Raw genomic sequence first — 12,819 nt, 5'->3', positions numbered from 1 at the left:
CATATTTGCCGGGAACCTTTTGGCACAGAATTCGTTTTTATAGAAAAGAGGAAAGAAGGGAGGAGAAGGTTTGAAGGATACGGAAATTATCGATCTGTACTGGGCGAGAGACGAAAGAGCCATCGTCGAGACACAGGCCGTTTATGGAAAATACTGCTACAGCATCGCCTACCGTATTTTGAACGACAGGGAGGACTCGGATGAATGCGTAAACGACACCTGGTTTCGGGCATGGAACGCTATACCGCCCAAATATCCGGAACGCTTTGCATTATTTTTGGGCACCATCACGCGAAATCTTTCCTTTGACAAATGGAAAAGGAAAAATGCGGGAAAGAGAGGTCATGGACAGATGTTGGTAGCATTGGATGAATTGGCGGAATGTGTTCCCGCGCCCTCCGGTACGGAGGAGGCGGTGGAGGCGGCGCAGCTTGAAGGGCTGATCAATCAATTTCTGCACACACTGCCGGAACGGGAATGCAGCATTTTTCTGCGCAGATACTGGTATGTGGAGGAATACAGCGCCATTGCCAAAAGGTATCACATGAAGCTGAACACAGTAAAAACCTCCCTTTTCCGCACGCGCAGAAAACTGAAAGCTTACTTGGAACAGGAGGGTATTCGGGTATGAGCGAGGAAAAGAGACAAGGCGCAATACGGATTTTTGAAGCATTGTCCGGGGTGGATCAGGAGCTTTTGGAGCGCAGTGAAGCAGAAAATAAAAAGGGGACGGCTGTTTTCTCTTTTGCAAGGGGAAGTAAAATTTTAGCGGCGGCACTATGCTTTGTAGTACTGGGGGCCGGGGCGCTTACAGTACGCAGACTGCTGTTATCGGGCGGCGCATCCTCCCGGTCCAGCCAGTCTGTTCAGGAAATGGCAGCTTTTGATGCTGCGGACGCCCAAGGAGGCCAGGATAATGGCGAGCAGTCTGCGATGGCACAGGATAGTCCGGAAGGAGAGACCGCGATGGCACAGGATAGTCCGGAAGGGGAGACCGCGATGGCGCAGGGCAGCATAACTGAGGAGGCTGTGGAAAGGGAGGCGGCGCAGGAAGAGGCAGATTCGGAAGCCGTCCAGGACAGTCAGATAGATTACAGCAGCAAAAGCTCTTCCGCCCAGGAGCTTTCGGAGGAACAGGCCAGGCAGACGGCGGTGCTGGGGGCCTATGTGCCAACGATCCTTCCAGAGGGATATGTTTTTGACAGAGCGAACATTACTTCCGACGAAACAGGGGAAACGCTCTTTATCATGTGGATCAACGGAATGGATGAGATCAGTCTGGGGCTGTCTCTTCAGGATGCAGAGAACCTGCTGTTCGTGGATGTGGAAAATCCTGAAACCTTTGACAATCCTGTGTTTAAGAGCAGTGATCTCAGCGAAGAGCTGATTTCCTCCTGTATAAAAATTTACGAGGATGCAGGAGATACCTCTACCCCCAGAGGCAGTTTTGCAGTATACTATGAGGAGGATGGCGTGCTGGTGAGCTTTACCGGAAGAGGCGACGCTGAAAGTATTTGGAAGATGTTTGCCTCCATCCGTCCATAAAAGAGTGAGAGACGAAGGATAAGAAAATGGAAAGCCGGGAAACAGGAAAACAGAAGAAAAAGCGTGATATGACTCAGGGGAAAATTATTTCTCCTCTGATTGCCTTTACCATCCCGTTAGTTCTGGGAAATCTGTTTCAGCTGACCTATAACGCTGCGGATTCCGTAATTGTGGGAAAATTTGTAGGCGAGAGCGCCCTTGCAGCGGTGGGTACCTCTACACCCATCATGAATATAGCTATCTTGCTGATCAGCGGCATGTGCATGGGCGCCAGTGTGCTGATGAGCGCCTGGTACGGTGCCGGAGACTATGAGACGCTGTCCAGGCAGATCAGCACTACCTTGCTGGCGGGCTGTGGATTTTCCGCAGTGTTTTCTCTTTTGATGCTGTTTTTGGCAAGGCCGGTGCTTGCGCTGATCCAGGTGCCGGAGGATGTGATGGGGGAGGCGGTTTCTTATCTGCGGGTTATTTTTCTGGGATTGATTTTTACCTTTATTTATAACTTTCTTGCCAATACCATGAGGGCCTTGGGAGACAGCAAAACCCCCCTTTATTTTCTCATGATCAGCGCGTTCTTTAACGTGGCGGGAGATTTGCTTTTGGTGGCGGTATTTGGCATGGGTGTCTTTGGAAGCGCGGTGTCCACAGTGGCCAGTGAGGCATTAAGCTGTCTGTTCTGTGCTGTTTATATCAAGAAGCGGATTCCTCTTTTGTGTCTGGGGAAGAAATGGCTTGTGTTTGACAGATCTCTGCTTGGCAGGACGGTGAGCTATGGAAGCACCAGCGCCCTGCAGCAGGTGTGCCTCCAGATCGGAAAGGTGATCATCCAATCGGTGATCAATACCCAGGGTGTCAGTGTGATTGCGGCCTTTACGGCGGTAAACAGAGTGGATGATTTTATTTACACTCCTCAGCAGAATATCGGCCACGCTATGACAACCTTCATTGCCCAGAATAAGGGCGCGGGCCATAGCGACAGGATTAAAAAAGGGTTCCAGGGCGGGCTTTTGATTGAGCTTGTCTATTCTCTGCTGCTTTTTGCAGTGGTTTTTTGGGGAGCGTCGGGGATTATGGAGCTGTTTGCAGAGAATGGGGATGCACAGGTGGTGCGTCTTGGGACGGATTATCTGCGGCTCATTGCCTTTATGTACCTGCTGCCGGGCATTACCAATGGCATACAGGGATTTTTCAGGGGCATAGGAGATATGAAGGTGACGCTTTACAGTACGTTTATGAATATGCTGGGAAGAGTGGGGGCGGTGGTTCTTATGATCCGTGTGTTTCACCTGGGCTTTGTCAGCCTGGCCTGGGCAAATATGGCGGGCTGGATTCTGATGCTTTTGTTTGAGGTGCCGCTCCTGATCCGCAGCCTGAAAAGACTGCGGCAGGAAACAGAAAGGCGCTGAAGAGCAGCCAAAGAAACACGGCGGCTTGTCTTATTAAGTATTTTCGTTTTCCAGCATCCGGTAGCCGATGCCGATCTCTGTAAAGACATACTGGGGCTGCGCCGGATTTTTTTCTATTTTCCGGCGGATATTGGCCATGTTCACCCGGAGAATCTGGTTGTTGCTGTCCATGTAGGGACCCCATATGGCGTTCATGAGGTAGCTGTAGGTGAGCACCCGTCCTGAATTTTCTGCAAGCAGAGTCAGCAGCTGATATTCAATCTGCGTCAGATGAACCTCCTTTCCCTCAAGGCGGATCAGACGTTTTTCAAAATTAATTTCCAAATCCAGGGCCCGGTAAACCCTGTCGGGGGATGCAGGATGACGGTGGCGCATGGAGGTACGGATGCGGGCCATAAGCTCTGCTGTGCCAAAGGGTTTTGTGAGATAATCGTCCGCTCCCAGGTCCAGTGCGCTTACCTTGTCCTGCTCCTTGGTTCTGGCGGAGAGGATAATAATAGGTATGTTGCTGTTCCAGGAACGGATCTGCTTTAGAATCTCGCAGCCGTCTATGTCCGGCAGCCCCAGATCCAAAAGGATCACATCGGGACAGAGGGAGGCAGCCAGGCTTAAGCCCTCTTTTCCGTTTAAAGCGCTGGTAACACGGTAGCCGTTTCTCTCCAGTGAGGTGGTGATGAAACCGCTGATGCTCTTGTCGTCTTCAATGAGCAGAATGTTTATTTTGGTGTTCATGGTTCTATTACACGCCCTTTGGGCGGCCTTTCAATGTTTTTTAGGAAGGGTGAAAATAAATTCCGCGCCCCGGGAATGGTTTCTGGCGGTGAGGGTTCCGTGGTGGGCGGTAATGATGGTTTTGCAGATGGACAGTCCGATTCCCATACCCTTGTGGGCATCGGAGGTATGGGAGGGGGTATGGGGAGTGCCGTCAAAGAGATGGTCCAGCATATCTTCAGGAATGCCCACGCCGTAGTCCCGTATGGTAAAGGATACGCTGTGGGGATGCTCCTCCACCAAAAGCTCAATGGGCGCCAGACTGTCGGAGTGGACAATGGCGTTTTCCAAAAGATTGATGGTGACCTGCTCGATCAAAATGGCATCCATGGGAAGCAGAATGAAGGCATCCGGTACGCGCACCTTGATCTGTGCATTGGGATAACGCTTGTGAAGCTTCTGTAAGGCTTCGGACAAAACCTCCTCCACGGGCTCGCTGCTGGTATTGATGGTCAGGCTGTCTCCCCGGATACGGGTGACGGTGAGAAGATTTTCCACCATATTTAACAGCCAGTTGGAATCGTTGTAAATGTTTGTGACAATCTCCTTTTTTTCCTCCTCGGAGAGCCTTGCCTGATTTTCCAGAAAAACGGAGCTGTTTCCGATCATGCCGGTTAAGGGGGTGCGCAGGTCGTGGGATATGGCCCGCAGAAGATTGGCCCGCATTTTTTCCATTTCGGCCTCGGCCAGCTGCTTTTCCCGCTCGGCAATTACATCCGCCTGGATAGCAAGATGGGAGGTCATGGTGCTGGTAAAGAGGGTGACCGCCAGCATGCCGATAAAGGTGATGGGGTAGCCCGTCAGGGTAAAATTCAGCTTAAAGTAGGGGTATGTGAACATGTAATTGATGCAGATTACAGCCACCACCGAGCAGACAATGCCGTAAAGATACCCTACACAGTAGCGAGATACCAGCATGAGAGCCAGAATAAAGACAAGCACAATATTTGCGCTGTTGTCGGGAACCAGGTGAAAATACAGTGCGGACACTCCGGTTGCAGCTCCCATGCAGAACAGGGAAAAAACGATGCTGAAAAGATGCTGCTTCCATAAGGGAAGCCTGCGCAGTTTCTTGTTCATAAAATTCTCCATTCCGAAGCATTTATTATCCACAGTATAACTGTTTTGTGGAAAGGAAGCAACCTGGGGGCGCAAAAAAGCTGTTAAAAACCGGGGAAGGAGATATCCGGCAGGGCTGATTGTGCTTGCGCTGTCCTGGAAAGTCGGATATGATAAGGGTAAAAAGCAAAAAAAGGAATGCGTAAAATGACAATAAATCATAAAACAGATGACAGACAATGCTTTTTAGATATACTGCGGGTGGCGGCTACCTGTGCAGTGGTGCTTCTGCACACGGTGACCGGAATCATGGATACTGTGGATATGACCCCGTATCCCCTGGAAAAAAAGGTGTTTCTCATCGCTTTAGACTGGATTACCTGGTGTGTGCCGGTTTTTTTGCTGATTTCAGGCTATCTCTTTCTGCATCCGGGACGCAGGATTACTTTTTTGCAGATGCTTACGAAATACTGTAAAAGAATCCTTTTGGCCCTGTTTTTATTTGGAATTCCCTATGCCTGTCTGGAGCAGATCATGGCAGAGGGGACTTTTCGGCCGACCATGGCGGGAGAAGCAGTGCTTTTGGTGCTCCAGGGAAGGTCCTGGTCCCACATGTGGTATTTGTATTTGATCTTATTCCTGTATCTGATCACACCGGCGTTAAAGCTTCTGTTGAAAAAAATACCCGATTCTGCTTTGTACGTTATTTTGGGAGTGCTGTTTGCAGGCAGCAGCATTCTTCCCTTTGTGAAAAAGCTTTTCTCACTGGATGAGCTTTTTACGCTTCCGGACGGAGGCATTTATCTTTTTTATTACTTGTGCGGGTATTTGTTTGCAAAATATCCGGGGAAAGAAAGCAAGAGAGAAGGGGCAGGAAAAGGAGCATCCCGGAAAACGAGAGAGCTTGTCTTTTGGGGCGCGGTCTTTGCCTGTGTGCTTTTGGCGGCGGGAATGGCGGCCAGCAGGATCGTCTGGGATGACACGGTACAGATGGCCTATAATTATCCCTTTACCGTACTGTTGTCTCTGCTGCTTATGTGGATATTCCGGGAGAGAGAAGGAAAAGAGAAAGAAAAACACAGGGCTTGCTGGCAAAGCGCCGGTGCCCTGTGCTTTGGAGTATATTTGATTCATCCGGTGTTTGTGAATCTATATTATAAATTTCTTGGACTGACTCCGCTTAATTTCCCCAAAGAAGCCTTGGTCTTTGGCTGGATTCCCCGCATTTTCCTGTCGCTGCCGCTTTTCTTTCTGGCGGTCTTGGTTCCGGCATTTTTGGGAGCCTTTGTGCTTCGGAAAATCCCGGTTCTGCGAAAGTACGTGCTTTAAATATGCGATTTGAGGAAAACAAATCCTTTTTTGGAGATTACTTTTCCCACCGCCCTGATGCGCCGCAGGGGAGGATCAGGCCGCTCTCCGTTACCGGCAGTCCGATCTCCTGTGCCTGAGTGCGGCCGCCCCGCTGCTTTTCCAGGACGGCGCCTATCATATAAGAGAGCACAGCGGGCTGAAGTCCTGTGGTGTAGGAGTTGATCAATAGAAAAAGGGCATCCTCGGAAAGCAGCTTTGCGGTCAGGTTTAAGAAAGGCCAGATGCTGTCTTCGATTTTCCAGATTTCTCCCTTGGGTCCCCTTCCGTAAGAGGGAGGGTCCATGATAATTCCGTCATACTTGCTGCCTCTTCTGATTTCCCGTTCTACAAACTTTGTGCAGTCGTCCACCAGCCAGCGGATGGGAGCTTCTCCCAGTCCGGAGGAGAGGGCGTTTTCCCTGGCCCAGGACACCATGCCCTTGGATGCGTCCACATGGGTGACGGCTGCTCCTGCGGCAGCGGCAGCCAGGGTGGCGCCGCCGGTGTAGGCGAAAAGGTTTAATACCTTCACAGGCCTGTCTTTAGGACGGTTCTCCTGCTTGATCAGTCTGCTGAACCATTCCCAGTTTGCAGCCTGCTCGGGAAAAAGCCCGGTGTGCTTGAAGCTGAAGGGCTTTAAGCGAAAGGTTAACGGCCGGTTTGGCAGCTCCTTCAGCGTATAGCGGATGCTCCATTCGTCAGGCAGATGGAAAAATTCCCACTGCCCGCCTCCCTTGCTGCTTCTGTGATAATGGCCGTTTTTTTGTTTCCAGCCCGCATGGAGGCGAGGGGTGCTCCAAATTACCTGGGGGTCTGGCCGCACCAAAATATAATCTCCCCAGCGCTCCAGCTTTTCTCCTGCCGAGGTGTCTAAAACTTCGTAATCCTTCCAACGATCTGCAATCCACATAGTCACTTTTCCTTATTTATATAGAGTAGGTTTCTTATGATATCCGAAAGCCCTTTTTTACTATACAATAAGATGGACAGGGTAGCAACGCCTTTGTATGAAAAAAAATACAATATTTTAAAAAAAAGTATTGCCAAGCCAGGAAATTCCATGTATACTAATCAATGCTGTGGCATGATAGCTGTGAAGCGCGAGGTTGCTGTCTGTCAGCAATGGCAGGGAGGTTTTCCGTGGAGCGAATGTCAAGTTAGAAAACTGACGACAAGTCACTGTACCATGAAGATAGTCTGCAGGAGCAGAAAGGGCGTGTAGCGTCCGGGCCTGGAAGAAGAAAGCGTTGCGTAAGGGCTTGGGACACACACGGGAGAGTGTACAGTCACCGCTTGTCGTACCAAAGCGATTGAATCGCTTGCAAAAGTGCGAAAAGGAGGCGACTTTTTTTATGGCAAGTCAAGTAATGAGGATTACACTGAAGGCTTATGAGCATCAGCTGGTTGATGCGTCTGCCAGAAAAATCATTGAAACAGTAAAGAAGAACGGTTCTCAGGTGAGCGGACCGGTTCCCCTTCCCACCAAGAAGGAAGTGGTGACCATTTTGAGAGCGGTACACAAGTACAAGGATTCCAGAGAGCAGTTCGAGCAGAGGACGCATAAGAGACTCATCGATATCATTGCGCCGACCCAGAAAACAGTTGATGCTTTGCAGAGACTGGAAATGCCTGCCGGTGTTTACATTGATATAAAAATGAAGAACAAGTAATCAAACCTCTACCTAGACGTAAGAACATGTAAAACTTAAGGGTTTTAGGTGGTCCGCTATGTAGAACAACAGGTTGGAAAGCCGCTTTGCGGCAGAATGAGAGGTAAAAATGAAGAAAGCAATTTTAGCAACAAAAGTCGGAATGACGCAGATCTTCAGCGAGGATGGCGTACTGGTTCCTGTAACCGTGCTTCAGGCTGGCCCCTGTGTGGTGACACAGATCAAGACTGTGGAGAACGACGGCTACAGCGCAGTGCAGGTGGGCTTCGTTGACAAGAAGGACAAAATCATCAACAAGGATGCGGGCGGCAGAAAAGAAATTATCCACAGACATGGCGCCAACAAGGCCGAGCAGGGACATTTCAAGAAGGCTGGCGTAAGCTCCAAGAGATATGTGAGAGAATTTAAGTTTGAGAATGCGCAGGAGTATGCTCTGGGCGGAGAGATCAAGGCAGACATTTTCGAAGCAGGCGACAAGATCGACGCTTCCGCAATTTCCAAGGGCAAGGGCTTCCAGGGCGCTATCAAGAGACACGGACAGCACAGAGGACCTATGGCTCACGGTTCCAAATTCCACCGCCATCAGGGTTCCAACGGTGCGTGCTCCTCACCCAGCCGCGTGTTCAAGGGAAAAGGAATGCCCGGACACATGGGTTGTGTAAAGGTAACTGTTCAGAATCTTGAGGTAATCAGAGTAGATGCAGAAAAGAATCTGCTTTTGGTAAAGGGTTCCGTGCCCGGACCCAAGAAGGGCCTGGTAACCATCAAGGAAACCGTTAAGGTGGAAGCATAATTGAGGGTATACGCAGGAAAGGAGGACCATTCAGATGGCAAACGTATCTGTTTATAATATGGAAGGCAAGGAAGTTGGCACAATAGAATTAAGCGATGCGGTATTTGGCGCGAAGATCAATGAGCACCTGGTACACATGGCGGTTGTGCAGCAGCTTGCAAATAAGCGTCAGGGAACGCAGAAGGCAAAGACCCGTTCCGAGGTATCCGGCGGCGGAAGAAAGCCCTGGAGACAGAAGGGAACCGGCCACGCAAGACAGGGATCCACCAGATCTCCTCAGTGGACCGGCGGCGGAGTTGTGTTTGCTCCCGTTCCCAGAGATTATTCTTTCAAGCTGAATAAGAAAGAGAAGAGAGCAGCGTTAAAGTCTGCGCTCACAAGCAAGGTTCAGGGAAGCAGCCTGATTGTTCTGGATGAGCTGAAGCTTGACACTGTCAAGACGAAGAATTTTGTGAATGTAATGAATAACCTGAAGGTGCAAAAGGGCCTGGTGGTGATTGCTGAGAATGACGAAAATATAGTTATGTCCGCAAGAAACCTGCCCGATATTGACACCACTCTGGCAAGCACCATCAATGTGTATGATATCATGAAAGCAAAGACGGTTGTCCTTACCAAGGATGCTGTTGCGAAGATTGAGGAGGTGTACGCGTAATGGCAGATATTAAATACTATGACGTAATCCTCAAACCGGTTATCACAGAGAAGAGCATGGCCGGCATGAGCGAAAAGAAATATACCTTCCTGGTTCATCCGGAAGCAAACAAGATTCAGATCAAGGAAGCCGTGCAGAAGATGTTTGACGGCGTTAAGGTGAAGAAGGTTAACACCATCAATATGGATGGAAAGAAAAAGAGAAGGGGAGCTGTTGTGGGAAAAACAGCAAAGACCAAGAAAGCGATGGTCTGGCTGACCGAGGACAGCAAGGATATTGAAATCTTTGCCGGTCTGTAAAGAAGCAAAAGCTTTTCCTGGGATTCAGGTATGCGGTTTGAAAATCACCGCGCAAAAAATCTAAGAAAAAAGGAGATACAAAAATGGGAATTAAGACATACAACCCATATACACCTTCCAGAAGGCATATGTCCGGTTCTGACTTTTCGGAAATCACAAAGAAAACTCCTGAGAAAGCTCTTTGTGTTTCCCTGAAAAAGAATTCCGGCCGCAACAATCAGGGTAAAATTACCGTAAGGCACCGCGGAGGCGGTTCCAGAAGAAAATATAGAATCATCGACTTTAAGAGAAATAAAGACGGGATTCCTGCAACTGTAATCGGTATCGAATATGATCCCAACAGAACGGCAAATATCGCGCTGATCTGCTATGCGGATGGCCAGAAATCATACATCCTTGCACCTCAGGGACTGACTGATGGAATGAAGGTTATGAACGGCCCCCAGGCGGAAGTGAGGGTGGGAAACTGCCTGCCTTTAGCTGATATTCCTGTTGGTACTCAGGTACACAACATTGAATTATATCCCGGCAAGGGCGGACAGCTTGTTCGTTCCGCTGGAAACAGTGCACAGCTCATGGCGAAGGAAGGAAAGTACGCAACCCTTCGTCTTCCTTCGGGAGAAATGAGAATGATTCCTCTTGTGTGCCGTGCGACAGTAGGCGTTGTTGGAAACGTGGATCATAACCTTGTTAATATCGGTAAGGCGGGACGTAAGCGCCATATGGGCATCCGTCCTACGGTGCGCGGTTCTGTTATGAACCCCAACGACCATCCTCACGGCGGTGGCGAGGGCAAGACCGGTATCGGCCGTCCCGGCCCGAGCACTCCCTGGGGCAAGCCTGCGCTTGGTTATAAGACACGTAAAAAGAAGAAAGCTTCCAATAAGCTGATTGTAAGAAGACGCGACGGCAAAGCAATCAAATAATAAACAGGAGGAAAGACAATGGCTAGAAGATCACTGAAAAAAGGACCTTTCGCAGATGCAAGTCTGTTAAAGAAAGTGGACGCTTTGAATGCGGCAGGACAGAAGCAGGTTATCAAGACCTGGTCCCGCCGTTCTACGATTTTCCCTTCCTTCGTGGGACATACATTTGCAGTGCACGATGGCAGAAAGCACGTTCCTGTATATGTAACGGAGGATATGGTAGGCCATAAGCTGGGTGAGTTTGTTGCTACCAGAACCTACCGCGGGCATGGCAAAGACGAGAAGAAGTCCAAAGTGAGATAAAAAACGATACTACAAAAACGTACAATTACCCGGGAGGGAATTGCGGGAGAAGCTTTTAAGCCTTCTCCCGGGGTGAAAAGCCCCGCGTCTGACTGTGGGAGAAGCCATAGCAGATGCGTTTATTTGAAAGGAGGACAATATCTATGGCGAAAGGACATAGATCCCAGATTAAGAGAGAGAGAAACGCAAAAAAAGACACCAGACCTTCAGCTAAGCTGTCCTACGCGAGAGTGTCCGTGCAGAAAGCTTGTTTCGTATTAGATGCCATCAGAGGCAAGGATGTGCAGACCGCACTTGCCATTCTGGAGTACAATCCCAGATATGCTTCCAGCCTGATCAAGAAGCTGCTGCAGTCGGCAATTGCCAACGCAGAGAACAATAACGGCATGAATACCGAGAACCTTTATATTGCAGAGTGCTATGCAAATAAGGGACCTACCATGAAGAGAGTAAGACCCAGGGCACAGGGAAGAGCTTACAGGATTGAAAAGAGAATGAGCCACATCACCATTGTGCTGGACGAGAAGAAGTAGGGAAAGGAGCTTAAAACAAAATGGGACAGAAAGTTAATCCTCACGGCTTAAGAGTCGGAGTTATTAAAGATTGGGATTCCAAATGGTACGCAGACGCTGAGTTTTCCGACTATCTGGTGGAAGATTACAACATCAGAAAATATCTGAAGAAGAAATTGTACAGCGCAGGCGTTTCCAAAATCGAAATTGAAAGGGCATCCGACAGAGTAAAGGTTGTCATCTACACCGCTAAGCCCGGCGTTGTGATCGGCAAGGGCGGCGCCGAGATCGAGGTGACCAAGAAGGAGCTTTCCAAGCTTACAGACAAGAAGGTTCTTGTGGACATCAAGGAGATCAAGAAACCCGATAAGGACGCGCAGCTGGTAGCGGAGAACATTGCACTGCAGCTGGAAAACCGTGTTTCCTTCAGACGTGCCATGAAGTCCTGCATGGGCAGAACCATGAAGGCGGGAGCGCTTGGCATTAAGACCTGCTGTGCCGGACGTCTGGGCGGCGCTGATATGGCCCGTACAGAATTTTACAGCGAGGGCACCATTCCCCTTCAGACTCTGAGAGCAGACATTGATTATGGTTTTGCAGAGGCAAATACCACTTATGGCAAGGTTGGCGTAAAAGTTTGGATTTATAAAGGCGAGATACTTCCTACAAAAGGAAACCAAGCGGAAGGGAGTGATAAATAATGTTAATGCCCAAAAGAGTAAAACGTCGTAAGCAGTTCCGTGGAACGATGAGCGGTAAGGCTACAAGAGGCAATACCATTACCTACGGTGAATTCGGCCTGGTGGCTATGGAGCCTTGCTGGATTAAGTCAAACCAGATTGAGGCAGCCAGAATTGCACTTACCCGTTATACAAAGCGTACCGGTAAGGTATGGATCAAGATTTTCCCCGACAAACCTGTGACAGCAAAGCCTGCGGAAACTCGTATGGGTTCCGGTAAGGGTTCTTTGGAATACTGGGTAGCGGTTGTTAAGCCCGGTCGTGTGATGTTTGAGATCGGAGGAGTAGCTGAGGAGCAGGCCCGTGAAGCATTGCGTCTGGCTATGCATAAGCTTCCTTGTAAATGCAAGATCGTTTCTAAGGCGGATTTGGAAGGCGGTGTATCATAATGAAATCAAGTAAATATGTAGAAGAGTTGAAGAATAAGTCCGAGGCTGAGCTGGCTTTAGAGCTTGTTGCTGCGAAAAAAGAGCTTTTCAATTTGAGATTCCAGAACGCAACCAATCAGTTGGACAATACTGCAAGGATCAAAGAAGTGAGAAGAAATATTGCACGTATTCAGACTGTCATCACTGAGAAGGCAAGAGCGTAATTGCATTTGTGCGAGGAAAGGAGATCAATTGTGGAAAGAAATTTAAGAAAAACACGTATTGGTAAAGTTACCAGTAATAAGATGGATAAAACTATTGTTGTTGCAATCGAAGAGCGTGTGACGCATCCTCTTTACAAGAAGGTCGTGAAGAGAACCTACAAACTTAAGGCGCACGATGAGAAGAACGAATGCAGCATC

18 protein-coding genes are annotated in these 12,819 nt (G+C 49.1%); 15 read left to right on the top strand and 3 right to left on the bottom strand.

Going from position 1 to position 12,819, the window contains the following annotated elements:
• Positions 1-70: 70 nt before the first annotated feature.
• Genes SHK35_RS10715 through SHK35_RS10705 form a run of 3 tightly spaced genes read left to right on the top strand, consistent with a single transcriptional unit; the run spans position 71 to position 2,951 of the window.
• The gene (locus SHK35_RS10715; protein ID WP_318703300.1) at positions 71-631 is read left to right on the top strand and encodes an RNA polymerase sigma factor; all 561 of its coding nucleotides are present in this window, start codon (positions 71-73) and stop codon (positions 629-631) included.
• A complete protein-coding gene (locus SHK35_RS10710; protein ID WP_318709739.1) occupies positions 628-1,545 on the top strand; it encodes a hypothetical protein in 918 nt (305 codons plus the stop codon). Before SHK35_RS10715 ends, SHK35_RS10710 begins: the two co-directional genes overlap by 4 nt.
• Before the next feature lie 26 nt (positions 1,546-1,571).
• The gene (locus SHK35_RS10705) at positions 1,572-2,951 is read left to right on the top strand and encodes an MATE family efflux transporter (protein ID WP_318703302.1); all 1,380 of its coding nucleotides are present in this window, start codon (positions 1,572-1,574) and stop codon (positions 2,949-2,951) included.
• Between the two features lie 33 nt (positions 2,952-2,984).
• Here SHK35_RS10705 and SHK35_RS10700 read toward each other — a convergent pair whose 3' ends face one another.
• Positions 2,985-3,683 (bottom strand): response regulator transcription factor, encoded by a 699-nt coding sequence (locus SHK35_RS10700; protein WP_318703303.1) that lies wholly within the window; start codon positions 3,681-3,683, stop codon positions 2,985-2,987.
• Between the two features lie 30 nt (positions 3,684-3,713).
• Positions 3,714-4,802 carry a sensor histidine kinase gene (locus tag SHK35_RS10695; RefSeq protein ID WP_318703304.1) on the bottom strand — a complete coding sequence of 363 codons (1,089 nt, stop codon included), beginning with the start codon at positions 4,800-4,802 and terminating at the stop codon, positions 3,714-3,716.
• A gap of 186 nt (positions 4,803-4,988) precedes the next feature.
• Between SHK35_RS10695 and SHK35_RS10690 the strand changes: the two genes are divergently transcribed.
• A complete protein-coding gene (locus SHK35_RS10690) occupies positions 4,989-6,110 on the top strand; it encodes an acyltransferase (protein ID WP_318709738.1) in 1,122 nt (373 codons plus the stop codon).
• 37 nt (positions 6,111-6,147) lie between these two features.
• Here SHK35_RS10690 and SHK35_RS10685 read toward each other — a convergent pair whose 3' ends face one another.
• A complete protein-coding gene (locus SHK35_RS10685; RefSeq protein ID WP_318709737.1) occupies positions 6,148-7,041 on the bottom strand; it encodes a class I SAM-dependent methyltransferase in 894 nt (297 codons plus the stop codon).
• Between the two features lie 442 nt (positions 7,042-7,483).
• Between SHK35_RS10685 and rpsJ the strand changes: the two genes are divergently transcribed.
• From rpsJ to rpsQ, 11 genes are all read left to right on the top strand, one after another.
• On the top strand, positions 7,484-7,801 hold the full coding sequence (gene rpsJ / locus SHK35_RS10680) for a 30S ribosomal protein S10 (RefSeq protein WP_318685651.1): 318 nt from the start codon (positions 7,484-7,486) through the stop codon (positions 7,799-7,801).
• 109 nt (positions 7,802-7,910) lie between these two features.
• The gene (gene rplC, locus SHK35_RS10675; protein WP_318703310.1) at positions 7,911-8,594 is read left to right on the top strand and encodes a 50S ribosomal protein L3; all 684 of its coding nucleotides are present in this window, start codon (positions 7,911-7,913) and stop codon (positions 8,592-8,594) included.
• A 34-nt stretch (positions 8,595-8,628) separates the two neighbouring features.
• On the top strand, positions 8,629-9,249 hold the full coding sequence (gene rplD / locus SHK35_RS10670) for a 50S ribosomal protein L4 (RefSeq protein WP_318703311.1): 621 nt from the start codon (positions 8,629-8,631) through the stop codon (positions 9,247-9,249).
• Entirely contained in the window at positions 9,249-9,548 is a 300-nt protein-coding gene (rplW, locus tag SHK35_RS10665; protein ID WP_318703312.1) for a 50S ribosomal protein L23, read from the top strand. The genes rplD and rplW overlap by 1 nt, the downstream gene beginning before the upstream one ends.
• An 83-nt stretch (positions 9,549-9,631) precedes the next feature.
• On the top strand, positions 9,632-10,474 hold the full coding sequence (gene rplB / locus SHK35_RS10660; protein ID WP_318703313.1) for a 50S ribosomal protein L2: 843 nt from the start codon (positions 9,632-9,634) through the stop codon (positions 10,472-10,474).
• Positions 10,475-10,492: 18 nt separating this feature from the next.
• On the top strand, positions 10,493-10,777 hold the full coding sequence (gene rpsS, locus SHK35_RS10655) for a 30S ribosomal protein S19 (RefSeq protein ID WP_318703314.1): 285 nt from the start codon (positions 10,493-10,495) through the stop codon (positions 10,775-10,777).
• Between the two features lie 143 nt (positions 10,778-10,920).
• A complete protein-coding gene (gene rplV / locus SHK35_RS10650) occupies positions 10,921-11,310 on the top strand; it encodes a 50S ribosomal protein L22 (protein ID WP_318703316.1) in 390 nt (129 codons plus the stop codon).
• Positions 11,311-11,330: 20 nt separating this feature from the next.
• A complete protein-coding gene (gene rpsC, locus SHK35_RS10645) occupies positions 11,331-11,990 on the top strand; it encodes a 30S ribosomal protein S3 (protein WP_318703317.1) in 660 nt (219 codons plus the stop codon).
• On the top strand, positions 11,990-12,418 hold the full coding sequence (gene rplP, locus SHK35_RS10640) for a 50S ribosomal protein L16 (RefSeq protein WP_318703319.1): 429 nt from the start codon (positions 11,990-11,992) through the stop codon (positions 12,416-12,418). Before rpsC ends, rplP begins: the two co-directional genes overlap by 1 nt.
• Complete coding sequence (gene rpmC, locus SHK35_RS10635) at positions 12,418-12,621, top strand: 50S ribosomal protein L29 (protein ID WP_318703320.1); 204 nt, start codon at positions 12,418-12,420, stop codon at positions 12,619-12,621. Before rplP ends, rpmC begins: the two co-directional genes overlap by 1 nt.
• Positions 12,622-12,651: 30 nt before the next feature.
• Positions 12,652-12,819 (top strand): 30S ribosomal protein S17 (rpsQ, locus tag SHK35_RS10630; protein ID WP_330638235.1); only part of this gene is annotated, 168 nt, incomplete at its 3' end.

Origin of the sequence: Candidatus Acetatifactor stercoripullorum, from assembly GCF_944382095.1 — a bacterium.
GTDB classification, from domain to species: domain Bacteria; phylum Bacillota; class Clostridia; order Lachnospirales; family Lachnospiraceae; genus Acetatifactor; species Acetatifactor stercoripullorum.
Note: the sequence above shows the minus strand (reverse complement) of the source record. Positions and strands in the feature narration are given on the sequence as shown.